Annotated in this window: 22 protein-coding genes; 14 read left to right on the forward strand and 8 right to left on the reverse strand. The window is 57.1% G+C overall.

Annotated features, from left to right (window positions below; genetic code table 11):
- A partial coding sequence (locus tag B5D61_RS08695; protein ID WP_139373149.1) for a transposase occupies positions 1–345 on the forward strand: 345 nt, incomplete at its 5' end.
- A gap of 49 nt (positions 346–394) precedes the next feature.
- On the opposite strand, the gene B5D61_RS08700 is transcribed toward B5D61_RS08695, so the two are convergent.
- From B5D61_RS08700 to B5D61_RS08710, 3 genes are read right to left on the reverse strand one after another with little or no spacing between them, the layout of a single operon-like run.
- Positions 395–964: a C40 family peptidase gene (locus B5D61_RS08700; protein WP_078812955.1), complete on the reverse strand. Its 570-nt coding sequence runs from the start codon at positions 962–964 to the stop codon at positions 395–397.
- 36 nt (positions 965–1,000) lie between these two features.
- Positions 1,001–1,897, reverse strand: coding sequence for a hypothetical protein (locus B5D61_RS08705; protein ID WP_078812956.1), 897 nt, complete (start codon positions 1,895–1,897; stop codon positions 1,001–1,003).
- Positions 1,898–1,906: 9 nt separating this feature from the next.
- A complete protein-coding gene (locus tag B5D61_RS08710) occupies positions 1,907–2,692 on the reverse strand; it encodes a peptidoglycan recognition protein family protein (protein WP_245846511.1) in 786 nt (261 codons plus the stop codon).
- A gap of 11 nt (positions 2,693–2,703) precedes the next feature.
- On the opposite strand from B5D61_RS08710, the gene B5D61_RS08715 reads away from it, so the two are divergent.
- Positions 2,704–3,858 (forward strand): MGDG synthase family glycosyltransferase, encoded by a 1,155-nt coding sequence (locus tag B5D61_RS08715; protein ID WP_078812957.1) that lies wholly within the window; start codon positions 2,704–2,706, stop codon positions 3,856–3,858.
- On the opposite strand, the gene B5D61_RS08720 is transcribed toward B5D61_RS08715, so the two are convergent.
- Positions 3,842–4,927, reverse strand: coding sequence for a PDZ domain-containing protein (locus B5D61_RS08720; RefSeq protein WP_176159313.1), 1,086 nt, complete (start codon positions 4,925–4,927; stop codon positions 3,842–3,844). The two genes, B5D61_RS08715 and B5D61_RS08720, sit on opposite strands and share 17 nt — an antisense overlap.
- Before the next feature lie 5 nt (positions 4,928–4,932).
- Complete coding sequence (locus B5D61_RS08725) at positions 4,933–5,901, reverse strand: S1C family serine protease (RefSeq protein ID WP_078812959.1); 969 nt, start codon at positions 5,899–5,901, stop codon at positions 4,933–4,935.
- A 159-nt stretch (positions 5,902–6,060) separates the two neighbouring features.
- Between B5D61_RS08725 and B5D61_RS08730 the strand changes: the two genes are divergently transcribed.
- Positions 6,061–8,241 (forward strand): transglycosylase domain-containing protein, encoded by a 2,181-nt coding sequence (locus B5D61_RS08730; RefSeq protein WP_078812960.1) that lies wholly within the window; start codon positions 6,061–6,063, stop codon positions 8,239–8,241.
- Positions 8,242–8,279: 38 nt separating this feature from the next.
- Here B5D61_RS08730 and B5D61_RS08735 read toward each other — a convergent pair whose 3' ends face one another.
- Both B5D61_RS08735 and B5D61_RS08740 read right to left on the reverse strand, forming a co-directional pair.
- The gene (locus B5D61_RS08735) at positions 8,280–9,581 is read right to left on the reverse strand and encodes a nucleotide sugar dehydrogenase (RefSeq protein WP_078812961.1); all 1,302 of its coding nucleotides are present in this window, start codon (positions 9,579–9,581) and stop codon (positions 8,280–8,282) included.
- 45 nt (positions 9,582–9,626) lie between these two features.
- A complete protein-coding gene (locus tag B5D61_RS08740) occupies positions 9,627–10,358 on the reverse strand; it encodes a CorA family divalent cation transporter (protein WP_078812962.1) in 732 nt (243 codons plus the stop codon).
- Between the two features lie 159 nt (positions 10,359–10,517).
- Here B5D61_RS08740 and B5D61_RS08745 point away from each other — a divergent pair, with 159 nt between their 5' ends.
- From B5D61_RS08745 to B5D61_RS08780, 8 genes are all read left to right on the forward strand, one after another.
- The gene (locus B5D61_RS08745) at positions 10,518–12,047 is read left to right on the forward strand and encodes a cryptochrome/photolyase family protein (protein ID WP_078812963.1); all 1,530 of its coding nucleotides are present in this window, start codon (positions 10,518–10,520) and stop codon (positions 12,045–12,047) included.
- 37 nt (positions 12,048–12,084) lie between these two features.
- Positions 12,085–12,900 (forward strand): SDR family NAD(P)-dependent oxidoreductase, encoded by an 816-nt coding sequence (locus tag B5D61_RS08750; RefSeq protein ID WP_176159314.1) that lies wholly within the window; start codon positions 12,085–12,087, stop codon positions 12,898–12,900.
- Between the two features lie 12 nt (positions 12,901–12,912).
- On the forward strand, positions 12,913–14,517 hold the full coding sequence (locus B5D61_RS08755) for a hypothetical protein (RefSeq protein ID WP_139373150.1): 1,605 nt from the start codon (positions 12,913–12,915) through the stop codon (positions 14,515–14,517).
- A gap of 200 nt (positions 14,518–14,717) precedes the next feature.
- A complete protein-coding gene (locus B5D61_RS08760) occupies positions 14,718–15,836 on the forward strand; it encodes a DNA-directed RNA polymerase subunit alpha (protein WP_078812966.1) in 1,119 nt (372 codons plus the stop codon).
- Between the two features lie 37 nt (positions 15,837–15,873).
- Positions 15,874–16,359 carry a 50S ribosomal protein L17 gene (gene rplQ / locus B5D61_RS08765; RefSeq protein WP_078812967.1) on the forward strand — a complete coding sequence of 162 codons (486 nt, stop codon included), beginning with the start codon at positions 15,874–15,876 and terminating at the stop codon, positions 16,357–16,359.
- Between the two features lie 199 nt (positions 16,360–16,558).
- A complete protein-coding gene (locus tag B5D61_RS08770) occupies positions 16,559–17,827 on the forward strand; it encodes a C39 family peptidase (protein WP_176159315.1) in 1,269 nt (422 codons plus the stop codon).
- A 113-nt stretch (positions 17,828–17,940) separates the two neighbouring features.
- Entirely contained in the window at positions 17,941–19,062 is a 1,122-nt protein-coding gene (locus B5D61_RS08775; protein ID WP_078812969.1) for an Ldh family oxidoreductase, read from the forward strand.
- A gap of 29 nt (positions 19,063–19,091) precedes the next feature.
- Entirely contained in the window at positions 19,092–19,817 is a 726-nt protein-coding gene (locus tag B5D61_RS08780; RefSeq protein WP_078812970.1) for an undecaprenyl pyrophosphate synthase, read from the forward strand.
- Positions 19,818–19,844: 27 nt separating this feature from the next.
- Here B5D61_RS08780 and B5D61_RS08785 read toward each other — a convergent pair whose 3' ends face one another.
- Positions 19,845–20,606 (reverse strand): hypothetical protein, encoded by a 762-nt coding sequence (locus B5D61_RS08785; RefSeq protein ID WP_078812971.1) that lies wholly within the window; start codon positions 20,604–20,606, stop codon positions 19,845–19,847.
- 203 nt (positions 20,607–20,809) lie between these two features.
- Here B5D61_RS08785 and B5D61_RS08790 point away from each other — a divergent pair, with 203 nt between their 5' ends.
- The 3 genes from B5D61_RS08790 to B5D61_RS08800 all read left to right on the forward strand — a co-directional run bounded on the left by B5D61_RS08790 (position 20,810) and on the right by B5D61_RS08800 (position 25,241).
- Positions 20,810–22,306 (forward strand): glycoside hydrolase family 10-like protein, encoded by a 1,497-nt coding sequence (locus B5D61_RS08790; RefSeq protein ID WP_176159316.1) that lies wholly within the window; start codon positions 20,810–20,812, stop codon positions 22,304–22,306.
- 101 nt (positions 22,307–22,407) lie between these two features.
- A complete protein-coding gene (locus B5D61_RS08795; protein WP_078812973.1) occupies positions 22,408–23,877 on the forward strand; it encodes an ammonium transporter in 1,470 nt (489 codons plus the stop codon).
- A gap of 128 nt (positions 23,878–24,005) precedes the next feature.
- Complete coding sequence (locus B5D61_RS08800) at positions 24,006–25,241, forward strand: MFS transporter (protein ID WP_078812974.1); 1,236 nt, start codon at positions 24,006–24,008, stop codon at positions 25,239–25,241.
- The last annotated feature ends 73 nt before the right edge of the window (positions 25,242–25,314 follow it).

Consider the following 25,314-nt stretch of genomic DNA (forward strand, 5'->3'; position numbering starts at 1 on the left):
GAGCGGGCGCAGGTTGGAGAACTGGCGCAAAAGCTTCAAGAGGTAACCGGAGAGAAGGTGGAGTTGGCCTATGTGGATCAAGGTTACACAGGAGAGCAGCCCGCCGAAGCTGCCCAAACAGAGGGCATCAGGCTGGAAGTGGTGAAACTTCAAGAAGCCAAGAAGGGCTTTGTGCTACTGCCCAGGCGCTGGGTGGTAGAGCGCTCATTTGCTTGGTCAGCGCGGTTCCGGCGTCTGGCAAGAGACTATGAACGCTTGACGACCTCCCTGGCGGGCATCCACTGGCTGGCCTTTGCCGTGCTGATGCTTAACTCCCTCTTCTCAAGAGTTCATAACACGCTCTAAGGGAGAAAACCAGCAGCAGAGGGAGGCTGTATTTCATGGGGATGGGTCGCTAAAGGCCGTTTGGATGTCGGTTAGTAAACCCGGCTGACGATCGTGCCGTCGAGCGCCAGCGCGGTCCTTCTCCAGTTTGAGTGCCGGAGGTGTCGAAGCGCAAGCCGCAGACGGACATGAAAACATGACTGCCGGGTTTTACAAAGATCGACACATAACGTCCGGCACCGGGCATTCCATAGGTCGCAAATCCTTTTGAATTGAGTGGGCGGGTGAGGAGGCCTGTGCGGTAAAGGATATGAGAGATGGAACCGGAACAGTCGAAGCCATTATCAAAGAGCTGCTGGTGCCCGCCGCCCCATTTATAAGGCTTGTCCACGATCTGATTGGCGATCATGACGAGACTGTGAATTACCGGGGGGTGGTAGTTGGTCGCTCGGGCATATCGGCCATCGAAGTTAAGCAGCGGCATCTGCGAGTAATAATACATGCCCGCTCCACCGCCTGCGGCGGCCAAAGCGCCGAGGCTGCTCATTTTGAGCCAGTCACGTCGATTGAGGTTTTTGACCGTACTGGCTTCCGGCGTTTCTTCCAATGCATCTGGGATGAAATCATCAGGGTCATGCATGGAGTGGAGGAATAGCTCCTTTTCTAAAAAAGCCAATCACTTTACGGAGAGACGATAAAGAGGTGCGGGCAACTGCTCGCTGGTAAACCACAGCGTCACCGCATCGGCATCATAACAGACGGCTTCCATCTGCTTGGTCAGAGGTGGCTCGATGAGGATGGGTGGTTGTTCCAGAGATGCCTCCAGCGGGAGCTTGGGGCTCAGCGTCCACTCATAAAGATAGCTGTAGGTCGCCACGACAAGCCGCTTGCCATCGGGTGAAAAATCAGCCGAGGTGGTCATGCTATTCATGCCCGGACGCTTGCCTTTACGGGCTCTGGCGGGGAATTCGAGATCGCAGATTTTGATCAGCGTCAGGCCCTTACCCGGACCACGCTTCGAGGGCACCTGATAGAGGGCGCAGTGACCACTTTCTTCTTTGGTGATGAGGTAGAGCTGCCGGGTTAGCGGATGCATCATCAGACATTCGGCGTTTTTCCGGCCGTCGGGATAGCTCAGGTGCCAGACTTCCGGTTCGCTACTTTCGATTTCCTTGTCGGGATCTTTAGGCAGTTCAGGCTCACGCACGCAGTAGATTTGCAGGCTGGCGCGAAACTTGAGGTTATCGCCGATGTCGCCGATGAACAGGCAGGGCCTATCCTGATCATCGCGGCCTTCAGTCAGGTCCTCCCAGTCAAAGTTAGCCGCATGCGGCACACGCACCTTGGCCAAGGTCTGCCCCTGGCGATTGATGGCGAACAAACAGGGCTCGCCCCCAGAATCATTGTGAGTCCAAAAAACGCCGGGATAACGCAGGCTACGGGCTAGGCCGCTGCTCTCGGTGATGCGTTTATCCTTGAGGATGACGGCGTCACTGGTCCGTACTTGCAGCGTCTGCGCGGAGACGAAAGAAGCGCTGCCAAGCAAGGCGAGGAGCAGTAGCCGGGCATTCATAACCGAAGATCAACCCAAGGTTCTGGCAGGACCTGGAATGAGGCGACTGTAGTGGAGATTCACCCGGCGCAAGAACCATTGCCAGGTCGGCCCTGGACGGCCACGATCCAGCAGAAAGTGGGGGCAGTCCTTGTGGGGATCTTTGATGTAAGGGCTGATGCGCGGCCAGTGATAGTGCGGCACCACATGATCCAGCGGAATGCCGTAGGTATACATCAGATAGGCTGCCAGCCGGGCGGTCTTATCGATGGTTAGCGCAATGTCATTGCCCCGGTGCTCACACATCTCGATGCCGATGCTGTAGTTATTTCCAGGGCCGTCAAAGTCAGCATGCTCGCCTTGTTCACGGCAGGGCAGGTGCTGGATGGCCACATTGGATTGCACCGTGAAGTGCCAGGTCAGGAAACCGATGCGATTGCCGCCGGGTCGCTTGGTGGCACGCAGAGCCCCCCGCTTGAGGGCCAGGGCGTGATTGTAGGCGTCACCACTGTAGTTTTGGGTGCTGTGGATGGTGATGTAGCGTGGTGTCATGGGCCGGTATTTGTAGCGGCCGACTTTACCTGGAGGGATCAGGTCTGTTTTGATACCCACCTCACGGAGCAGTTGATCAGGAGTCACACGCCCGAGAGCACGGTCATTGTAACGAGCTTCCCACATGGAGATTTTCGACCGCCCGGCGGAGGAACTACAGGCGGCGAAGATGACGGCGGTGAGGAGGGCGAGCGGAAGAACCAGAAGGGCACTGCCTTTATTCATGGGGAGACTATGATACACCCTTGCAGCTTTGCGAGTCATGAGTCGAGGAGATGACATTTTGTTTGAGTTTCATCGTATTCTCGGCCAGCGGTGGCCTCGTGATTCTCGTGCTGACAGCAGGCTTTGGCGATGGGCATAACACCGCCGCTTACTCCACCGCGGAGGCGTTCCGTCGCCTATGCCCGGGTGAAGATATTCAGACCTCAGATCTCATCAGTGAGGTGCAGCCTCGGATCGCCACCGTGCTGAAGAACCTTTATCAGCAAGCCATTACCCATTTTCCCAGTGGCTGGCGGCTGGTTTATCGCATGCTGGAGAAGTCGGATGTGGACCCTCAGGACAGCGCCTGGTTAGCCCCTTTGGTGCGCGGTTTGAAAGAGAAGATGGAGACGCTTCAGCCGCGTCTGATCGTGAGCACCTACCCTCTCTATGCGGCGCTGATCGATGCTTTGAAAAAGCAGCAGGTCGAGGTCCCGCCCCTGGTGACGGTGATCACAGACTCCATCAGCGTGCATCGCATCTGGATCATGCAACCAAGTGATCTCTATTGTGTGGCCGATGACGAGACCCAGGAAGTCGTGGTTAAGCTGGGAGTGCCTGCCGAGAAGATCCGTGTGACCGGATTCCCCGTGAGCCTCCAGTTTACCGAAACCCTGCCTCCCGAGTCGTATCGCACGGGGGTTCAGCGGATTCTCTATCTGCCTTCCACCACAGGTCGGCGAGTTGCCGCCACCTTGGCTTCACTGGAGCCGCTGCTGAAGGCGGGCGTGCAATTGACCATTCCGGTGGGTAAGCACAGTTCACGTCTGTATCATGTGCTTCGCAAATTTACCGATGCACTACCAGATGCCCCGGTTGAGATCATCGGTTGGACGACGCGGATCCCAGAACTTCTGCGCACCCACGATGTGGTGATTTGCAAAGCCGGTGGTGCCATTCTTCATGAAGTTTTGGCGGCGCGCATCCCGGCGGTGATCGATTACGTCGTGCCCGGCCAGGAGGAAGGCAATGCGGAAATGCTGCTCTCGCGTAACTGCGCGTATCGCACGACCACGGCCAAGGAGACCGGAGAATCTGTGGCCAAGGTCCTGGCCGATGGTGGCAAGATCGGTCAGCAGATGCGGGATAACATGTTGAGCATCAGCGTGCCGGACGCTGCGATCAAGACGGCTCAGGTGGCCTTGGGAATCACGGATTCGAAGTAGGTGCAGCGGGTGCTGCAGCACTAGCTGTCGTTGCAGGTAGGGCCTTCGGCGGATGCCGGTCCTTCTGCATCCATTCCTGAATCAGTGGCCAAAAGCGCTCTGTTGGCAGCGCAAAGGTGGTGACGCGGTCCACCCGAGCGATGTTGATGCCAATGGCATGCCCCAGAAGATCTGTGACCACGCCGCCCATGTCCGAGGGATGCAGAGGCATGTCATGCTGGATCACTTCAGAAAAATTGTCGGTGCGGATGGAGATCCCGCCGTTGGCGAAGTCTTCGCCTTCCCAATTGGAGAGCACTTTGGTGCGGCTGGCCAGACGCACGTAGAGGCTCTTTTCAGTATCGTTACGCTTGAACTTCACTTCGATTTCCTCACCCGGCTGGCGTTGGGAGATGATCTCATTGACCCGTCGATATTCCTGCACGGACTCCCCGGCCAGCTCCAGCATGATGTCGTTGGCACGCAGCCCGGCTGCGGCAGCCGGGCTGTCTTCAGCGACACCGATGATGCGCACCCCCTTGGCTTTCCCCTTCATTTGGTCATCCATCCGCACGCCGATGGCTGCACCGAAGCCCTTGATGGCGCGACGGTTAGCACTGACGACGCCTAGTTTTACATGTTTGCCTCCGGCAGGTGACGCGATCCACTGGCCGAAGGTCAAGCCATTGCTGGGCTGGAATTGGATGGCGGGGACGTCCCTCATCGTTACGGCTTGGCCGAGCACAAGATCACTTTTGACATCGCGCCGGATTTCCCGCACGGCGGAGTGAGGGCGGGCTGCGTAGTGCACCTGACATTCTTCCATGCGCGGCACCTCGCTGGCTTTGGTGATAAAGTAGCCGTCTGCTCCGACCCAGGTGAGAGTGGCGGCGGGCAGGCCTTTCTTATTGAAAAGCACAGCGGTGTTTTGCGCGAGCTGATCCTGGAGCGGATCAAGCGGAGCCAGGGTGGACTTGCCGTTGGTGGTCTCCTCGGGCAGTAGGGGGGCTTTGAGCTCTGCCTGACAGGGCAGGCTGATGGCGGTGGCGACCAGTAGAACTGAGGAAAGAACAGGTAGGTAAGTTTTCATCAGAGTCATCCTTCGTCTTTCGGGCGTGAGCCTAGAGTTACGGACACATCGCGTTCCACACCTTTGGAGCGCAGTTTCAAATGGATCTCTTCACCCGCAGCACGCATCCGCACCGCGTGGGTGAATTGGGGTAAGCCGGTGATGGTCTCCCCATTCAGCGCGAGAATGACATCGCCATTCAGAATCCCTGCTTTTTCAGAGGGGGAGCCTGCGATCACATCAACCACTTCGATGCTGCCCTGAGCATTGGCCTCTGTGCCGACGCCTAAGTAGCCGCCGCTGCCGATGCCCCAGGTGCGAATCACCAAGCTGCCCTTCATCTCATCCCATGAGCGTAAGAAGGGGGCCATGGAGACATGCATGTTTTCATTTCGCCCTTCCCAGATCAGGCTGTGAATGCCGATGACATCTCCATTGAGATCGAACAACGGGCCCCCGGAGTCTCCACCCATGAGCACGCAATCCGTTTGCAGGGAATTGGCGGTTTGTTTGATGATGCGGCCGACGCGGAGGACCACCCCGCGTTTTTCATCGAACCCGCCGGGATGTCCAAGGGCAAAGCACCACTCTCCAGGCTGGGCTTTCAGAACATCCCGGGAGACTTTGACAAACGGCCACTTCTTTTCTGTATCATTGATCTGCATCAGGGCCGCATCGGTGGTTTTGTCTAATCCCAGAGTTGTGGCCCGCACGACAGTCCCATCTTCCAGGATGACGCGCAGTTCCCGCCCCGGCCGCTCCGCGACATGGGCCGCTGTGAGGATAAGGCCGTCCTCGCTCATGATCACACCACTGGCGGTGCCGTCGCCAGTAAAAATGGCCACCACAGCCGGACGCACCTTGGGGAGGAGGGATTGCACCTTTTCCTGGAGTTCCAGAAAGGGCTGGATGCCAGCCGGAGCCTCCGCCTGTAGTGCCTGAAAGGGCAGGTGAATCATCACCCCCAAAAGGCTCGACAGGAATGCGTTTCTCATAATCACTGAAATCTAACGTGCAGGACGGAGAAAATTCTCCTAATTTCCGCAGCGAGATTCAAGCCAACTCTTCGAAAGCTATTCAAACACAGACGTAGAATTGGCCTATCACTCGAAATACTGGAATACTCCGTAGCTTGCACTCGTCCAAGCCGATCCATGAAGCGACAGCCCTCCGCCCCGCACCATCCGCCTTCTCACCTCTCTCGATTGCGGTCCTGGGGGCGTCTTTTGCTCCTAACGCTGGCGGGCGGGGCGCTGCTTGTCATTTTAGCCTTGGCGGTGACGCTGGGTTATTACTCTCATCTCGCCGGTCAGTATGATCTGGCGAAACTCGGTGAGATGCCTGAGCGCACCGTGGTGCTGGATGCGCAAGGCGTGCTGCTGGGCCGCATGCATGGCGAGAACCGCATCGTCGTGCCCCTCAGTCAGGTGTCGCCCTATTTTGTGAAGGCGCTTTTGGCGCGTGAGGATTCCCGTTTTTACAAGCATGGCGGGATTGATTACATCGGTGTCGCACGTGCGATGCTGCGCAATCTCAAGGATGGCCGGGTGGTGCAGGGCGCCAGCACAATCACCATGCAGCTCGCCCGCAACAGTTATCCCGACCTCAATGACCGGAGCTTTCACCGGAAGTTGGTGGAGATGATGTTAGCTCGCCGGATCGAAGGCTATTGCTCGAAGGAGCAGATCCTCGAGCACTATGTGAACCGCATTTTCTTCGGCACCAACCTCTATGGCATTCAGCGGGCCAGTCAGGTGTATTTCGGCAAGCACGCCAGTCAGCTTAGCCTGAGTGAAGCCGCCATGATCGCGGGCATCATCCGCAGTCCGGTGCGGTTTTCGCCTTTCCGCAACTTCGATGGAGCGCTCAAAGAACGGGACGATGTGTTGCAACGGATGATCCAAACAAAGATGATCTCGCCGGAGGAAGAACTGGCGGCTCGATATGCCGATATCGCCCTGCATGCTCAGCCCGCATTTCAGAGCCAAGGTGGCTATGCTCTGGATGCCGTGCGGCGTGATCTGGATAAGATTCTAGAAGACCACGACATTGAGGACGGGGGGCTGATCGTTTACACGACCCTCAGTCAGGAACTACAAACCCTGGCGGAAGAATCTGTGGAGACTCGTTTGGCTCAGGTGGAAAAACTGCCGGGGTATCAACATCCCAAGAAAGCGGTTTTTGATGCGACCTGGAATGGTACTCAAGAGGTGGCCTCGACGCCCTATTTGCAAGGTGCCCTGACCGTTCTCGACAACGAAACGGGAGGTATCCTGGCCATCGTGGGAGGGCGTGACTATCGCCAGAGCAAATACAACCGCGCCCTGCAAGGCCAGCGCCAGATCGGTTCTACGGTCAAGCCGTTCGTCTATGCCACTGCGGTCGCCAGTGGGTTCCTACCCGGAACCTACATCGATGATGCGCCTATCCAGCCCGGAGAGATCGAAGGTGCGGGTTCAGGTTGGTCGCCGCAAAACAGCGATGGCAAGTTCACCGGTCAGCAGACTTTGACCACCGGCTTGGTGCAGAGCCGTAACACCATGACCATCCGTGTCGGTAACTATGCGGGATTGGATCGGGTGCTGCATGTGCTGGCAGACGCAGGCATCGGCGGGAGTGCGGAGCGGACACCCCAGGTGTTCATCGGAAATCTCGGCGGCACTCCGCGAGATCTCACCAGTGCCTTCAGCATTTTCCCCAACGATGGCATCCGGCGTCGGCCTTTCCTCATCGACAAAGTGACGGATAAGGCGGGCAATATTCTCTACAGCACCAGCATCCTGGAAGCCGAGGTGGTGAGCCCCGGTGTCGCCTCGGTCATGCGCCGCATTTTGGGTGAGGTGATGAATCGTGGCACGGGCGCGACGGTGCGTAGCGAGCATAAGTTCAAAGAACCTGCTGGAGGTAAGACCGGCACCACGAATGACTATAAGGACGCATGGTTTGCCGGTTATACAGACCGGGTCACCTGTGCCGTGTGGGTGGGATTGGATAAGCCTCAAACCATCATCGAGCAGGGTTACGGCAGTCGTTTGGCCATTCCCATCTGGGCGGATGTGGTGAAGAAAGCCGTCGCTCTCGGTTACATCCCCGCTGCCCCACGTGAAGAGCCGCCCATGGCCGCAGTGCAGCTCTGCCACCTGAGCAGCCAACTCGCCACCCCCGCCTGTCACGCCAGTGGCACTGCGTATGAAGATAAGTTGCCCTATGACGTCATCCCCCAGAATTACTGCGGAGCGCATCAGGGGGTTATCGCGGGACCCCCTCCCGGTTATGAGCGCCCCCGCGTGCGTGCCAGTGGTCTGTTTGATCGCATTCGGGGTTGGTTCCGGTAAAAGGGAACCCGCTAGCGCTTACCTCATCACATTGGATCTCACCAGCAGAGCCCTTCGTAGCTCCAGGGCAGCGTTTGCAATTCACGCCAGCCATTGACATCAATGACGCTCTGCTCGGGCTTCACCCAGACCGCGAGATCGTCCACTTTGACGCATTTCTGGGAAGCGACGATGAGGTCGCTGCTCTCGACAACTTCCTGTGCGTCGGCCTTCAGCAGGGAGGCGAGGTGAGGCATGCGACGTTGGATCTCGGCTTCATTGGCACCAATCAGGCGGGAGAGGTTGAGACTCGGATCATAGATGCTGAGCTGATAGCCACGGCCTAACAGCGTTTCCGCCACGGCCACCATCGGGCTGCCGCGCAGATCATCGGTGTCAGCTTTGAAGGCGAGACCGAGGAGGCCGATCTTGCGAGTGTTCTTGCTGGTGATCAGTTTGATCAGCAGATCCAGGTGAGCGTGGTTGGTATCCAGCGTATTATCCAGAAGCGGTAGGCTGATCCCCTCTTGCCGCGCAAAGGAAAGCAGCGCGCTGACGTCCTTAGGTAAGCAGGAACCTCCGAAGGGATTGCCCGGTTTCATGTAATAGCGGGAAATATTGAGCTTTGTGTCCGAGCAGACCACATCCATCACGCGTGCCCCATCCTCTCCAAGGAATTTGCAGAGGCGGCCGATCTCATTGGCAAACCCAACCTTCAGCGCGTGGAAGTAGTTGCAGGAGTATTTGATCATCTCTGCACCTTCCCAGGCGAGCACGGAGGGGCTGCCGCCGAGGAGTTGTTTGGCCTCCTCACTTTCGGGCTCCTTACCGTCATGGGTGCCAACGACAGCCAGTGAGGGCTCTCTGAAGTCTTTGACGGCGGTGCCTTCACGCAGGAACTCGGGGCAATAGTAAATGCGCACCTGACCGGAGGTGCGCAGATCCTCAAAGAAATCTCGGACCATGCTGCGGGTGCTGCCTGGCAGCATGGTGCTGCGGAAGAGAATGATGTGCTTCTTGCCACTCTCGCGGAGGGCTTGGGAGATCTGCTCGCTGACCTTGCGGACGAAGTCCAGATTCAGCCGACCCGAGGCCAGGGAAGGGGTGCCGACGCAGATGATGCTGGCGTCGGTCTTGGCCACGGCGGCAGCAGCGTCTGTGGTGGCCGAGAGACGGCCTTCACGTTTCGCGGTCTGGAGGAGATCGTCCAGCTCAGGCTCAATGATGGGAGAGATGCCGGAATTGAACGCGTCCACCTTCGCCTGCTGCACATCGGCTCCGATGATGCGATGCCCCTGCTCAGCCAGACACCCGGCGGTGACGGCTCCCACATAACCTAGACCAAAGATACTGACGTCCATGGGCGCACATACACAGCCTTTCGCGATTCGACAAGGGCCGACAAGTCAGTTCTTTTTCACTAAAAACATCATGACGAAGAGCCCTAGCAGCATTCCTGCAATGCAGATGAGCCAAAAGTTGGCCGGGGTGTCAGCCAATCGACTGTGAACCTCCATGCCAAAGACGCTGGCCAGCGCCGTGAGCGGAAGGAAGAGCGCCGCCAGGAGATTGAGTCGGTGCGCGGTCGCCGCCATCTGCCGAGCGGTCGCCGCTTGGGCCTCGGCTTGACGGGCGGCAATGAAGTTTAGGCCAAACTGGGCGTCCTGAAGCAGGAGTTCCGCATTGCGCTCGATGCCTGCGGCTAAGTCTCGCAGGTTGATCAGTTCGCGTTCTTCTTTTACCATGTCTCGGGCCTGCTGAAGAGCACGATGTAGCCCCCGGGAGGAGCGTAGGACGGGCGCGAGACGCTCCAGAACCTCATGGTATTGAGCCGCTGTATTGGCCTGAGTCTCAGCCGCTTCAAGCTCGATCAGCTTGGAGTCATAGCTGCGTAAATGCTCGCCGAGCGCAGGGAGGCCATTGCCGAGGAGATTGGTCTTCCACTCCGCTTCTGGACTCCTCCAAAATAGAGCGGCCTTGCGCTGATGTTCATCGGGTAACGGGAGCTGGTGGAGAATGATGAGCAGGTGACCTTCCTCAAACATCGCGCGTTGAGGTCCGGCTTCACGGCCCAGACGCTGACGAATGGTCTCAGGCAAGTTCCACAGCTTCGGGAGAAGGCTGACTTCGGGTTTCATCGTGCAGCGAAGCTAGCGAGGTATGAGCCCGACAGGAATGATAAATTTTGGCAGGATTAATAGTGGGATGGTTTGCGGGTGGAGTTATTGAATCGTTTTGTGAAGTCCCGCCCAAAATGACTGTCGACCACCGCAACGCCCTGAAACGTAAAGGCAGGCATGCGCCATCTGATCCTTATTCTCGGTGATCAACTCAACCGTGATTCAGCGGTCTGGGATGGCTTTGATCCGCAGGTAGATGCAGTGTGGATGGCGGAGGTGGAACGAGAGTCCACGAAAGTCTGGAATCATAAGGCGAGGATTGTGGCCTTTCTCGCTGCGATGCGCCATTTTGCCGAGAGTCTTCGGCAGGAGGACATCACGGTGCACTACCGTCGGTTAGACGATCCTGAAAACCACGGAGATTTCAGGATGGAGTTGGAGGCTGCGGTGAAGAAGCTCAGACCGCAAAGCCTCGTGATGGTTGAAGCTGGGGAGTGGCAGGTCAGGGAGGATTTTCGTGCGACGGCAGCGCGATTGAAGTTACCTCTCGATGAACGTGAAGACCGCCACTTTATGGCTTCGCATGCCGATTTCGCCAAACATGCGGAAGGACGTAAACAATTGCGTATGGAGTATTTCTACCGGGAGATGCGTCAACGCTATGGCGTGCTCATGGATGGGAAGAAGCCGATGGGCGGAGACTGGAATTACGACAGTGAAAACCGCAAGAGCTTTGGCAAAGAGGGGCCGACTCTGCATGCCGCCCCCGTGCGTTTTTTGCCGGATGAAATCACTCAAGGGGTGATGGCTGTGGTGGAACAGAAACTGGCGAAGCACCCTGGGAGCTTGGCTGATTTTGATTGGCCCGTGACGCCTGACGAGGCCCAGCAAGCGCTTGATGATTTCATTCAACATCGTTTGGCGGACTTTGGGGATTATCAGGATGCCATGTGGACGAATGAACCCTGGTTGTTTCACAGCCGACTGAGCACTGCGATGAACCTCAAGTTGCTGGATCCCCGGGATGTGATTCGGGCGGCTGAAAAGGCCTACCAGACAGGAACTGCTCCACTGGCTGCGGTCGAGGGTTTCATTCGCCAGATCCTCGGTTGGCGGGAGTATGTGCGCGGCATCTACTGGCGCTTTATGCCGGGCTACGTGACCCTGAACGAACTCCAAGCTCATCAGCGGTTGCCGGACTTTTATTGGACCGGTGAAACCGACATGAATTGCCTGCGTGAGACGATTGGCCAGACTCTTCGTTATGGGTATGCCCACCACATTCAACGGCTTATGGTGACCGGATTGTTTACCCTGCTGTTAGGCGTGCGGCCCCAGGAGGTGCACGAATGGTATCTGGCCGTGTATGTGGATGCGGTGGAGTGGGTGGAACTGCCGAACACCCTTGGCATGTCTCAGCATGGCGATGGTGGCATCATGGCCAGTAAGCCCTACATCGCGTCTGGTAAATACATCCAGCGGATGTCCAATTACTGCGCAGGATGTCGCTACGATCCGGCGACATCGACCGGGCCAAAGGCCTGCCCTTTCACCACGCTGTATTGGGATTTCCTCATGCAGCACGAGCCCCGGCTGCGGCTAAACCAACGCATGAGCATGCAAGTGAGGAATTTGGCGCGGCTGAGTGAGACGGAAAAACAATCTATCCAAGCGCAGGCGGAGTCCATCCGGCAGTCTTTGGCGTAGAAGGCTGAACATGAGTGACTCTTCCCACGTTTGGTTCATGACTGGTTGTTCATCAGGATTTGGCCATGCCTTGGCCGAGGCTGCTTTGTTGGCGGGAGACCTGGTTATCGCTACGGCGCGAAATCGCGCAGATGTGGAGATGCTAGAGCATGTCGGGGCAGGGCGATGTCAGATCATGGCTCTCGATGTGACCCAGCCCGAGCAAGTAAAAACGGTGATCCGCGAAGCCCAGGCCGTTTGGGGGAAGCTGGATGTGGTGGTCAATAACGCCGGTTATGGTCTCCTCGGCGCTGTTGAGGAATGCAGTGAAAAACAGGTTCGGCGAAATTTTGAGACCAACTTCTTTGGTCCGTTGCATATCATTCAGGCGGTAGCACCGATTCTGAGGGAACAGAAAAGGGGCCACATCATCAATATCAGTGCAGCGGCTGCCATCGCGAATTATCCAGGTTTTGGCATCTACGGCGCGGCCAAAGCGGCCTTGGAAGCGATGAGCGAAAGCCTGCGTTTAGAGCTGGCCGGGTATGGCGTGAAGGTCACTCTGGTTCAGCCAGGGCCCTTCCGCACTAGGTTCATCGGCAAGGGTATGGAGCGGACGACCATCTCCGAGGCGTATGCTGGGAGTGTGGGAAAATTTGCGACCTACCTGGAAAAAGTGGATGGCAAGCAGCCCGGCGATCCCGAGAGGGCAGCCGCGTTGATTGTCAAATTGGTCCATGAGGGCACCGCGCCTTTCCGGCTGCCCTTGGGAAAATATGCGATCAAAAAAGCGCGAGACACGGCTGCTGCGCGGGTGAAAGAATTGGAGGTGTGGGAAGAAGCTGCCAGTAAGACCGATGTGCCCGCCTCATGAAGGCTGGACATCTTGAATAAAGTCGTCTCAAAATCGAGTATGCACTTTTTGAGCCAGAAGAAAGGCAGGGCTTGGCTCCTTGTTACCTGGGTTTTAGTCGTCAGCATCGCTTCTTTGGTGGGAACTCATTTGCTTTTGGAGTGGCTGGCAAATCGTCAATGGAGTTACGCTCAACAGGTAATTCGCGACAAAGGCTTGGTGCTGGATTGGAGGGAGCTGTTGCCTCCGCGCTTGGCTGAAGACGTTAACTATGCAGCGATTGATCCGCTCTGGGGCATCAATTTCAGTGAGGCTTCTGAGGAACAGAATGAGAGGGTTTTAGCAAACCGTCAGCTTTTAAGACAAGCTCAGAAGGGATTGGAAACGGCATATCTATCCACATCAAGCGTAGCGTTAGGACGACTCCCTGAATGGTCCCAAATATCGACTTCGCTGGTTAAATCGAAGCTCTTGGAAAAGTCGCCGCCTGTTGGAGGTGAGGCGGTTGCGATACATCAAGCCCTTGATCAGAAAATACCTATCTTAAGGCAGATCGCCATCGCTTCTTTCGCCTATTCTGAAGCGGAATTTATGCCGAGTTGGCTGGGACAGGACTTATCAAAAATTTTACATGAGAATAAAATTCCATTGAGTTCCACCTTGAACCTGGTTTGCAAAGGGTTGCTTCTACAAGGTATTGCCGCGGTGGAGTCCGGTGATTATGTCTTAGCACTAGCCGATGCTCGGGCGGTAATCTTATTGTCAAAGGCAATGATGAGGGAACCCTCCAGTTTGGGGCGTCTCGTCGCAATGGTTTACCTCCGTCAAACCAATGAAATTTTATGGAATCTATGCCGACATCGTAGTTTGTCAGATGAACAATGGACTGATTTTGGGCGATTATTGTCCAGTATCGATCACGAGCACGACTATTTACGTCAGCATAATCTTGAGATGGCTGGGAATTTGGAGGTGATAGGGCACCTTGCTGAACATCGCAGCAAATGTGCCGCTTTCTTCGATGCACCGCTAATAGAGAGTTTCGTGCGGCCCGAGATGGCTCCGCTTCTACCGGACTGGTTCTTTACACTCAACAGGGCGAGGGTAGCTGGGTTTGAGATGGAACACGTTTTTCATCCTTTCCAGGAGAATGGCTGGGCGGGTGTCTCGGCTCAGCGAGAAATGCTGATAAAGGATCTTCACTTAGCTGAGGCGGAGTGGAAGCATATGGATTTGGTCTTCTCCCGGCTGTTAATGACGACTATTTACAGCTCTTTGAATCAGGCGCTCCAATATGAAAGTGTCTGGAGGCAGGGTATTGTTGCCGGTGCTTTGGAGCGCTATTACTTGAAGCATCAGAATTATCCAGACAAGCTGCAACAGTTACTGCCTGATTTTCTTAATTCGGTGCCGCTGGATCCGATGGATCATCAGCCTGTCCGTTACACCCTGACCGACTCTGGCCGTTACAAACTCTGGTGTGTGGGAGTTGATGGTCGAGATGATGGTGGAAAAGTGAATCCAGGAAATAAGTCTAACCCTGACGGCAGCTTGAATCGGCCAACCTACCTGGGTGATTGGGTTTGGCAGTATGAGCCAGTGCCGCTGGCAACAGAGTCAGATTCCGAGGGGAAATAGTCTTGACGAGTTGGTAATACAATCGTTGGACTGAAATAGTGCTCCCAAAAAAGCCCCTTGCAAACTGTTCAGGCTAGCCCATAATCGCCACCCCTTGCGAGCTGCCTTGTCACTTCGCCGTTGGTCTCCAGTTCCGTTTTCTCACCTGAGAAGTTGCGGATGCTCGCTCTGGAGGTAACCCGGTTCATCATAAAACACCCATGCCAGTCCGTCTCGCCCGATTCGAAATGCCGAGTCGCCTCGTCCGCAACGAGGCTACAGCTACCGATACCTACGCTCAGTTCGTCGCCGAACCTTTCGACAAAGGTTATGGCCACACGATCGGTAACTCCTTGCGCCGTGTGCTGCTTTCCTCCCTGGAAGGTGCCGCCATCACATCTGTGAAAATTCGTGGCGCTGAGCATGAGTTCAGCACCCTGCCTGGCGTCCTGGAAGACGTGGTACAGATCGTTCTGAACCTGAAGAAGGTGCGTTTCCGCCACCACAGCGAGACCAAAGAAGCTCGCCTGCTTTCCATCAGCGTCGAGAAAGACGGCTCTGTCACTGCCGGTGACATCAAGGAAGACAATCACTACGAAGTGATCAACAAGGACCAGGTGATCTGCACCCTGGACCGCAAAACCAAGTTTGAGTGCGAGTTCGAAGTGCGTGTCGGCCGTGGTTTCTCCACCTGGGAAGAAAACAAGCGCCCTGATACCCCGATTGGCGTGATCCCAATCGACTCCATCTACAGCCCGGTGACCCGCGTGAAATACGCCGTGGAAAACACCCGTGTCGGTCAGAACACCGACTATGACAAGCTGGTGTTGGACATCTGGACCGATGGCCGCATCGCCCCTGCGGATGCTCTGCTTCAGTCCGCTTCCATCCTGCGTCACCACCTGGACGTGTTCGTCAACTACGACGACAAGGCCATCGAATTCGAAGCGGCTCCAGAAGCCCAGACCGAAGAAAACAGCGAGCTGCGCAAGCTCCTGAACATGAGCGTCAACGAGATTGAGCTGTCCGTCCGCGCGGCGAATTGCCTGAACAACGCCAACATCACCTCCGTGGGCCAGTTGGCCATGAAGTCCGAGGCCGAGATGCTGCGTTACCGCAACTTCGGCAAGAAGTCCCTCACCGAAATCAAAGAGAAGCTGGCCGAACTGGGGCTGTCTCTCGGCATGAAGTTCGACTCCTCGCTGCTTGAGCCGACCTCAGGTGCCAGCTCCTTGCTTGCTCGCAGCAGCATGCTTGCTGACGATGATGATGAAGCCGATGCTGTTGGTTTCGCTAACCTGATCGATAGCCATCTGCCTGATGGTGACGACGACGAATAATTTCCTGACCCCTTAGACCGATAGATAGAACGAAGACATGAAACACGGAAGAAAAGTCCCTAAACTCCAGCGCGACGCTGCTCACCGCAAAGCTTTGCTGGCCAACTTGGTGTGCGCCTTGGTGGAGCATCGCCGCATCCGCACCACTTTGGCGAAGGCCAAAGCCGTGCGCCCGCTGGCTGAGAAGATGGTTACCCTGGGCAAGCGTGGTGACCTTCACGCTCGCCGCACGGCCATCGCTGAATTGCGCCAGACTGGCTCGGTGAAGAAGCTGTTCGAAGAGATCGCCCCTGCTTCCAAAGAGCGTCAAGGCGGCTACACCCGCATCATCAAGCTCGGCCAGCGCCGTAGCGACTCCGCTCCGATGGCTTTCATCGAGTGGGTGGACGCTTACGTCCCCGCCGCTGCTGCTCCTGCAGCTGAAGAAGCTGAGGCTGAAGTGGTGACTGCTGAGGCTCCTGCCGAAGAAGCTCCGAAGAAGAAGCGCTCCACGAAGAAGGCTGCTGAGGCTGCCGCTGAGTAAGCTCTCGATTCGGGTCGAATCTCTGATTCCATCATTCACGCGGACATCGTTACGGTGTCCGCGTTTTTTTGTTTTTTGAGGAGAAGCGCGCGGTTTGGTGAAAATAGCTTGCCTAGCCGGCCCGCTTTATGCGGAAATGCCTCAGGTCAGACGGACTCATATGGGTCACGGTCCTATCTTTTTCTGCCGAAAGCCTCCTATGAAAACACTGGGTTATCTGCTGCTGGTGCTGGGTACCTCCTGGATCGGTTTTGTGAGGACCGCTGATGCTCAGTCGAGTCCGATATCCAATGTCGCTGTCATTCTCAATGTGGATCTGGATCCGCTGTTGAACCTGAGCCAGTTATGGACCTGGACTCCCGAGACCTTGGAGAGTCGCTACGTGGGGCTGAAAGAAACCGGACAAACCAAGGTGCCTGAGTTTCAGTGGCTTTCCTCCGCCAAGGACCGAGCACGATTTTCCCGCAAGGCGTTTGGGGATGTCGATACCCGACTCACGATGTTCGGTAAATCCATCAAGGTGGAGGAAGTCTTGTTGGAGTTCGTCAAAGGCCGTGCCGCTCGAGTGACGATCTCATTCTACAACCGGGGTGATTCGGGCGAGGTAGATGCGGCGGAGTTTGATCGCACTTTTAAAACGGTGGGGCGCAATCTGGGGCAGGTGTTGAAAGTGGCCCCCTCCAATCAATCGGCAGTGGCCAGTTCGGTCGTGAAAACCGTGAGTTGGCAGTGGAAAAGCCCGTTGGGGCTGGCTCTGTTGGAACACAACGATTTTAACAGCGGTGGGGTGCAAGGTCGGCCTGAATTTCTGCGGTTGAAGCTGGCCGCACCGGATCAGGCGGACTGGAGCATGGGTAAGCTGGCGGTGGGGGTGCAGCGGATGGCTCTTTCGAAAAACATCACGAAGACCAACACTGGAGATGTGTATATAGCGGGTGTGCCGATGGTGGACCAGGGGGCCAAAGGTTACTGCGTGGCGGCGAGCTGCCAGCGCCTGCTGGAATACATGCAGATCCCCTGTGACCAGCACCAGATCGCTGAATTGGTCAGCGCAGATGCGCAGTCGGGCGCGGACATTTTTGTGATGCAAAAGAGCCTCGGCAAGATCGACGGCAGCTTCAAGGTGAGTTTCAAGCCCTTCATCAACCCCGAACTCTATTACATGAGCAACGGTAAGCGGCGGGTGTCTCAGCGTCAGTTTCATCTGGCTGTCAAAGAGCACGTCGATAAAGGCGTGCCGCTGCTCTGGGCTCTGGAGTTAGGGCGCTTTCCGGAAAAGCCGGAGTTGCCTAACGAGGGGCAAGTAAGCGGCGGACACATGCGGCTGGTCATCGGCTACAATGAGCGCACGAATGAGGTCCTTTTCACCGATTCCTGGGGGGCAGGTCATGAGCTCAAACGGATGGCGGAAGATGGTGCTTATGAGGTGACGCTGGGGCTTTATTCCATGTCTCCACGGGGCCTTTGAGCGCCGGTTTGGCTGCAAATTCTGGGTGGGGCAGGGCATTTCGGTATCGAAGACAGGCTTGCTCTCCACTTGCACGGTTCCCTGGGCGGTTTTAAAGCACCGGTTCACAACCCATGGCTACCACGTATCACGTCCTGCCCACCGCCGCCCACAATGACCTCGTCCGCGCTGCTTACCTGCACCGTGGTTACACCGCCGCTGAGGCTGAAGACGCCGCACGTTTCTGCGAGATGGCTTCCACTCACGGCATCCGCACTCACAATGCCATCAAGGCTTTGCACCTGGATCATCTGTTCGGCAGCGCGACCGGCGGCTGCAAGCCCGGTGCTGAGGTGAAGGTGATCGAGAAAAAGTTTGCTGCCAGTGAGGTGTGGGATGCTCAGTTGAAGCTCGGTCAGAGCGTGGCTTTCCGTGCCATGGAGCGCTGCATGGAGATGGCGGACAAATACGGCATCGGTCAGGTGAGCGTGGACAATGCTTTCCACTACCTTTGGGGCGGCGGTTATGTGATGGATGCCGCGAAGAAGGGCTACATCGCCTACACCAACTGCACCTCGACTTTGGGTGAAGTGGTGCCTTTCGGGGGTAAGTTCCCTGTCCTGGGCACCAACCCGCATTCTTGGGGCCTGCCCACGCAGGATGCCTGTGGTTTCCCCATCGTGATCGACTGGGCGACCAGCACCGTGGCCATGGGCCGTGTGCAGCAGCTCAAGCGTGAAGGTAAGCCGTTGCCTCCTGGCGCTGCGGTGGATGCGGAAGGTAACCCTACCACGGACGCTAACGCGGCTCAGTGGCTGCTGCCCTTCGGGGCTCACAAGGGCTATGGCCTCTCCCTTTTGATCGAGGTGATGGGTGCCATGATCGGGGGGTCTCTGCCCACTCTGCGTGGCGGTGGTGCCCACCCTGATATCAAGGGCAAGCCCGCACCAGCCGGTGAGAAGCGCACCAGCAGCTTCTACTTCCAGGTCATCCATCCTGATGCGATCAGCAGCGGTTTGTTCGCTCAAGGGCGTGACTTTGCCAGCAACCTGAAAGCGGTCATCGACGACATCTTGGGGCACGGTAATGAGGCGTGCATGCTCCCCGGCCAGCCTGAGGCACAGAACGCAACGCATACGCAGAAAGCAGGCGGATTGCTCTTCTCCACCGCGGAAGTGGACGCGCTCAACGAGATCGCTGATGAAGTGGGCGTGGCACGTTTCGATGCGGCTAGCCTGCCGGTTTACGACGCCTAATCAGCCTCAGGTTGTTTGACACTCACCCCATGCCCACGCCTCCTTCGGAAGAGCTGAAATGCATCCCTCGGCACATTGCCATCATCATGGATGGTAATGGGCGCTGGGCTAAGGAGCGTGGGCTGCCGCGGACGGAGGGGCACCGCTCCGGGGCCGATACCGTGCGCCGAGTCACGGAGGTGTGTGGAGAGATGGGTGTGGAGTATCTGACACTCTACGCATTCTCGTCTGAAAACTGGAAGCGGCCAAAGCGCGAGGTCGATGCTCTGATGAAGCTGCTCGAGCAGTTTCTCCGGGTCAAAACCAAGGAAATGCAGGAGCAAAACGTGCGTCTGCAGGCCATCGGACGGCTGCACGACCTGCCCAAATCTTGCCAAGATCAGCTTCACAAGTCGATCGAGCAAACCTCTCAAAACACCGGCCTAACCTTGATCTTAGCTCTCAGCTACGGTGGCCGTGAAGAGATCATCGACGGTGTGAAGAGTCTGCTGGAGAGCGTGGAGAAAGGCCATCTCGACAAAGGCATGATTGATGGAGATGTCTTCAGCAAACATCTCTACACCCGTTATTATCCCGATCCTGATTTGCTTATCCGCACGAGCGGTGAACTGCGCATCTCGAACTTCCTTCTCTGGCAGCTCAGTTACACGGAGTTCTATGTCACCCAGAAGCTCTGGCCGGACTTCAGCAAAGAAGATCTGAAGGATGCGGTGCGTGAATATGGCCGTCGTCAGCGGCGCTTCGGTGGGGTTTGAAACAAACCTATTGCCACCCGTCACCCGTCAAGTTCCGGGTTTGACCCAGGGTGCAGGTGCTCCCTCTGCTTGTTGGAGGGCTTCGTGCTTGTTCTGCTGAAGCACGGCCTCTGCCGTTGCTGCCTTCAGCATTTCTTCGCGGATGTTCACCGGCACGGCAGTCTCGCTCAGAGCGGGGAGGAGGGGATTGGGCCCGGCTGTCCAGGGGCCGAGATCCGGCATCCCTGCCAGCATGGTATTGGGGTTGGTCACCCGATGCAGACCGATGACGCGCAGGCGCGAACCCAGGAAGTAAAATACCGTGTCATCGGCCAGCCCCTCGATGATCGTGCCGCCGCGTTGCAGGATGGGGCGACCGCGTAGCACGGCTTCATCGCCGTTGATGTAGGCCTCCTGACAGAGGATTTTGGCCGAATCTCCACTGCCTGCTTCAAGATAGACCTTGCCCTTCGCACGGACCTTTCGTGGCTGGCCTTCCTTGTCTTCTTTGACGACTTCGATGTTTTCAGCAGCGACCCGGCCATTCGTGCCCAGGTCCATGCCGTTTCCGGCCAGCGCCTTCGCTTCATCGTAATTCATGCTCAGCAGAAAGCCGAGGTCCACCGATGAGGTATCTGTGCCGGGGGCGGTATCTCCTGCCGGAGGCTGGGCAGGCGTGGCCGTCCCGGCGTTTTCAGCCGCTTTAAGTTTCTCCAATGCGGGCACACGAAAGCCTTCGCAGCTCACCAAGGCCAATCCCAAAAGAGGAATGGCACGGAACAGGAGGTGGCGATTCAGCGCGGCTAACATGAGGGGGCTGGAAAGGTTGGGCACCAAGTGGCACCATAGAGATCATACGCTTAGCACCTCGGCAAAGATAGCAAAAAGAGGCCCGGATCACCCGTCTAAAGCGTCCGAAATCTGCGAAAAACCCAGCTTTTCTCGGAGACTTGATTCTAGGCAGAGGCGGAATGAAGGTGGCCTCCTTGGCAACATCTTTCCCCCCACCCTGCATGATCACGAACCGACGTCTGATCTCTTTGATGTTTTCCTTCTGGATAGCCGCTGGTTTCGTGAGCGCTCAATCACCCGCCGTGCCGATGCCAGCGCGTGAATTACGCGGCTCCTGGATTGCCACCGTCCATAACATCAATTGGCCGAGTGAACCAGGGCTGCCTGCCACCCGGCAAAAAGAGCAATTGCAACGTCTGATTCAGAGCGCCCATGACCATGGTCTGAACTGTCTGATCTTTCAGGTGCGGCCTGCAGGAGATGCTCTCTATGAATCAAGCCTGGAGCCCTGGTCTCCTTACCTCAGTGGTCTAATGAGCCTGCCGCCTTCCCCGCGTTGGGACCCGTTAGACTTTGCGGTGAAGGAGGCCCATCGCCTCGGCATGGAGCTGCACGCTTGGTTCAATCCTTTCCGGGCTCTGGCAGGGGATAAACATGCCCCGAGTGCCAACCACATTCGGCGTCAGCACCCCGAGTGGACGGTGAAGTATGGCCGCGACTGGTGGATGGACCCGGGTATCCCTGAGGTGCGTCAGCGCGCTCTGGAGGTGATGCTGGATGTCACCCGGCGGTATGATGTGGATGGCATTCACATGGATGATTATTTTTATCCCTATCCCCTTCCTGGGGCGGATAAAAAGCCGATCCCTTTTGATGATACGAGAAGTTATGCCAAGTATGCGTCAAGTGCGCTGGGAGGTCTGGCCCCGAGTCTGCCGGAGTGGCGGCGGCAGAATGTGGATGCCCTGGTGCGTGCGACTTACACCGGTATCAAGGAGATCAAACGTACGGTGAAGTTTGGCATCAGTCCCTTCGGGCTTTGGCGGCCCAATTTCCCTGAAGGCACAGGTGGCGGTCTGGACCCCTACGAGGAGATGGGGGCGGATAGCCGCAAGTGGCTCCAGCAAGGCTGGGTGGACTACCTGACACCGCAACTCTATTGGACCATCGACCGCCCCAAGCTGGGTTTCACCACTTACTACGAGTGGTGGTTGAATGAAAATACGTTAGGGCGTCATATCTGGCCGGGGATGAACTCCAGCAAGGTGGGGGATGACCGTTATGCCGGGGAGATTCTTCGGCAGATCAGCGTGCTGCGGGAGCGCGGCCTGCGGATGACTCCGGGCCACTTTCATTGGAACTTTGCCGCGCTGGATAAAGACGTGGGAAAGCTGGGCACTCTGACCAAAGAACGCGCCTACACCATCCATGCGCTGCCTCCTGCCAGCCCGTGGCTCAGTCAAGTGGCTCTACCGGCACCCTTGCTGGAAAAGCTGGCGGAGGGGAAACGTCTGCGCTGGGGCTTTAATGATCCACGTTGGGAAAACTACAGCCGCTGGTGGGTGATCCAGGCCCTCATCGAAGGGAAGTGGCGCACGGTGGAGGTGACGTTTAAGGATCAGCATGAACTCGATTGGCCATCCAAGGCTGCGGCGGTGGCCGTGCGAGCCGCAGGGCACTCCTGGGAAGTGGGAGAGGCGGGGCTGATTACTCGTTAATGATATGGTTAAAAAGTTGGCACGTTAGTTGCTTGCGAAAATATGTCGCGACCCGATCTATCCAACCGACTTCGGGCGCCTCAACAACCAACTTATCAGCCATGTCTGCCGCATTCCCCTCCTGGCGCACTCTTGCGTGTGGCCTCCTTGTAACCACGTTTTTCACCTTGGGCTCGGTCTCAGCTCAGGAGGGTGCAGCGCCTGCTGCAGCCGCCCCCGCTGCCGAAGCTCCAGCGACCCCATCCCTGGAAGAACTCGCCACGGACGTGGGTGATCTCCAAGCTTACGTCAACAACAGCGCTCGCGTTTCTGAAGCTGGGAAGTCCAAGATCGCAGGTCCTGGCCCAGGTCACAATGCCTGGCAGATGGTCAGCACGGCGCTGGTGATTTTCATGACACTACCAGGTTTGGCGCTGTTCTACGGCGGTCTGGTACGCAAGAAGAACATCCTCTCTGTGATCGCTCAGTGCATGGGCATTGCGGGGCTGGTCACGCTGCTCTGGTGGGCCTGCGGTTACAGCCTGGCCTTCGGTGCGGGCAATGCCTTCATCGGTGACCTTCAGTATAAATTCCTGGAAGGTGTCTCTCCTTACGCCACCGGCGCTGGCTATCACTGGATCTCTGATGCCATGTGGGCCATGTTCCAATTGAGCTTTGCCATCATCACTCCAGCTCTGATTGTCGGTGCCATCGCTGAGCGCATGAAGTTCATCTCCGTGCTGGTTTTCACCGCCATCTGGATGTTCGTGGTTTACTTCCCCTTTGCCCACATGGTGTGGAGCACGACTGGCTTTATGTGCGGTCCGCTGAATCCTGAGGCGGGCATCAAAGCCATCGACTTCGCAGGCGGCACCGTGGTGCACATGACCTCGGGTTGGAGCGCGCTGGTGCTCTGCATCCTTCTGGGCAAGCGCAAAGGTTTTGGCAAAGAGCCGATGGCTCCTCACAGCATGGTGCTCTGCGCCGTCGGCACCGGCATGCTCTGGGTCGGCTGGTATGGTTTCAATGCAGGTTCCGCTCTGGGCGCAGACGGTATCGCTGCCAACGCTTTCATGACTACCACGCTGGCGGCTGCCATTGCTGGATTTGTCTGGGGCGTGCTGGAGTGGATCACACGTGGTAAGCCTTCCGTGCTCGGTTTCTGCTCCGGTATTGTCGCCGGTCTGGTGGTGGTGACTCCTGGTGCTGGTTTTGTGACGGCCAATGGCGCTGTGATCATGGGTCTGCTGGCTGGTGTGGTGCCTTTCATCGCTGTGGCTTACCTGAAGAAAATCTTCGGTTACGATGATGCGCTGGATACTTTCGGCGTGCACGGAGTCGGCGGCACCCTCGGCGCGATCTTGACGGGTATCCTGGCCAGCAAAGATGCCAACCCTGGCATCGAAGGTCTGCTGGATGGCCTGCTCATGGAACAGCTCAAAGCTGTGGGCCTCACCGTGGTCTGGAGCGTGGCTGCAACTGTGGTTATCACCATCATTGTGAAAGTGACCGTGGGTCTGCGTCCGACACCGGAAGTGGAAGAAATCGGTCTGGACCTTGCCGAACATGGCGAAGCTGGCTACGAACACTAAGAGTCACTCGCTGAATCGCGATCTTTTGATGAGCCGGAGTGTGAAAGCACTCCGGCTTTTCTTTTGGGCTTCTCCGGCCTCTGCTTGCCGAAGGTCGGGTCGGCTCCATAGTCGCCGCTTCCCCTTGAATGTCCCAACCTGACCCGAAGACGCGCACTTTTCGCAATGAATTGTGGAGGTCCTTGCCTGCGGGGGTGCTGGATACTCTCTCGGCCACGTTTGGCATGCTCATTGCCGTGCGGGTTTTCCACATGGGGGATATGGCCAAGTCCATCTTCCTGAGCGCGACGAGCAGTGGCATGATGGTGAGCCTGTTTGTGGTGCCACTCTTGCTCAAGGCCCGCAGCACCATCTCCAGGACGGCGGCCAAGGTGCAGATCCTTGGGGGCGGTTTCATGGCTTTATCGGCGGTGTTTCATGACAATCCGTGGATGTATATCGGGGGGCTGAGCGTGGGCCTGTTCTGCTTTTCCATGCAGATCCCGTTGCTCACGCAGATCTATCGGCTCAACTACCCTGCCTCAGAGCGAGGGCGCCTCTTTGCCATCGCTGGGGTGACACGTGCGGCGACGGCCGTGGCCTTTGGTTTCTTCGGCGGTTGGCTCATGGGGCTGGATCTGGCTTACTATCGCTGGCTGCTCTGGGCCTTTGCCTTGTCGGGCTTTGTATCGGGGCTGTGGACTTACGGTTTACCCGTCACGCCATGGGACATTGATGAGGCGACCCCGGCTGGATTGTGGTCGGCCTTACGGTGGGTGAAGCTTGATCATGACTTCCGCACCCTGCTCATCTCCTGGATGATGATGGGAGTGGGGAATCTGGTGGCGGCTTGCCTCTTCGTCGAATATCTGGCCAATCCTCGGCATGGCATCAATCTCCCTGAGCAGCAGGTGGCCTGGATCGCCGGGGTGATCCCCGTTCTCGCACGCACTCTGACCAGTTATCCCTGGGGGCTCATCTATGACCGAGTGGGCCTCTTTACCGTGCGCACGATTTTAAACCTCATCTTCGCCGCCGGTATCCTCACCTTTTACCTCGGTCATGGCGTCTTCTTATGGGGCTTGGGAATGGCGCTGTGGGGGGTGGCCAATGCAGGAGGAAACGTCACCTGGGGGCTATGGGTGACCAAACTGGCTCCGAAGAATGCCGTTGCGGAATACATGAGCGTCCACAGCTTTCTCACGGGCCTGCGCGGCTTGTTGGCACCTTATCTGGCCTTCGCTGCGCTCAAGGTGATGAGCTTTCAAAGCCTGTCCGTGCTGTGCGGCATTGCCATCGTGGCGGCCAGCGCCTTCATCACGGTGCGTGCCCGGGGGAGCGATGATGAAACACGCCGCCGTTTAGGGCCTGGCGAGCGATTGTGATCCAGTGTTCAGTGTTCAGTGTTCAGTGTTCAGTGTTCAGTGTTCAGTGTTCAGTGTTCAGTGTTCAGTGTTC

This window comes from Prosthecobacter debontii, assembly GCF_900167535.1.
GTDB lineage: Bacteria > Verrucomicrobiota > Verrucomicrobiia > Verrucomicrobiales > Verrucomicrobiaceae > Prosthecobacter > Prosthecobacter debontii.

Bases quoted from the DNA above. Each gene is read 5' to 3' on its own strand.
- B5D61_RS08760 (WP_078812966.1), top strand. From the start codon at position 14,718: ATGCCAGTCCGTCTCGCCCGATTCGAAATGCCGAGTCGCCTCGTCCGC.
- B5D61_RS08780 (WP_078812970.1), top strand. From the start codon at position 19,092: ATGCCCACGCCTCCTTCGGAAGAGCTGAAATGCATCCCTCGGCACATT.
- B5D61_RS08795 (WP_078812973.1), top strand. From the start codon at position 22,408: ATGTCTGCCGCATTCCCCTCCTGGCGCACTCTTGCGTGTGGCCTCCTT.
- B5D61_RS08720 (WP_176159313.1), bottom strand. From the start codon at position 4,927: ATGAAAACTTACCTACCTGTTCTTTCCTCAGTTCTACTGGTCGCCACC.
- B5D61_RS08775 (WP_078812969.1), top strand. From the start codon at position 17,941: ATGGCTACCACGTATCACGTCCTGCCCACCGCCGCCCACAATGACCTC.
- B5D61_RS08785 (WP_078812971.1), bottom strand. From the start codon at position 20,606: ATGTTAGCCGCGCTGAATCGCCACCTCCTGTTCCGTGCCATTCCTCTT.
- B5D61_RS08715 (WP_078812957.1), top strand. From the start codon at position 2,704: ATGACATTTTGTTTGAGTTTCATCGTATTCTCGGCCAGCGGTGGCCTC.
- B5D61_RS08790 (WP_176159316.1), top strand. From the start codon at position 20,810: ATGATCACGAACCGACGTCTGATCTCTTTGATGTTTTCCTTCTGGATA.
- B5D61_RS08770 (WP_176159315.1), top strand. From the start codon at position 16,559: ATGAAAACACTGGGTTATCTGCTGCTGGTGCTGGGTACCTCCTGGATC.
- B5D61_RS08730 (WP_078812960.1), top strand. From the start codon at position 6,061: ATGAAGCGACAGCCCTCCGCCCCGCACCATCCGCCTTCTCACCTCTCT.
- B5D61_RS08710 (WP_245846511.1), bottom strand. From the start codon at position 2,692: ATGACTCGCAAAGCTGCAAGGGTGTATCATAGTCTCCCCATGAATAAA.
- rplQ (WP_078812967.1), top strand. From the start codon at position 15,874: ATGAAACACGGAAGAAAAGTCCCTAAACTCCAGCGCGACGCTGCTCAC.
- B5D61_RS08800 (WP_078812974.1), top strand. From the start codon at position 24,006: ATGTCCCAACCTGACCCGAAGACGCGCACTTTTCGCAATGAATTGTGG.
- B5D61_RS08725 (WP_078812959.1), bottom strand. From the start codon at position 5,901: ATGAGAAACGCATTCCTGTCGAGCCTTTTGGGGGTGATGATTCACCTG.
- B5D61_RS08745 (WP_078812963.1), top strand. From the start codon at position 10,518: ATGCGCCATCTGATCCTTATTCTCGGTGATCAACTCAACCGTGATTCA.
- B5D61_RS08700 (WP_078812955.1), bottom strand. From the start codon at position 964: ATGCATGACCCTGATGATTTCATCCCAGATGCATTGGAAGAAACGCCG.
- B5D61_RS08705 (WP_078812956.1), bottom strand. From the start codon at position 1,897: ATGAATGCCCGGCTACTGCTCCTCGCCTTGCTTGGCAGCGCTTCTTTC.
- B5D61_RS08735 (WP_078812961.1), bottom strand. From the start codon at position 9,581: ATGGACGTCAGTATCTTTGGTCTAGGTTATGTGGGAGCCGTCACCGCC.
- B5D61_RS08750 (WP_176159314.1), top strand. From the start codon at position 12,085: ATGACTGGTTGTTCATCAGGATTTGGCCATGCCTTGGCCGAGGCTGCT.
- B5D61_RS08740 (WP_078812962.1), bottom strand. From the start codon at position 10,358: ATGAAACCCGAAGTCAGCCTTCTCCCGAAGCTGTGGAACTTGCCTGAG.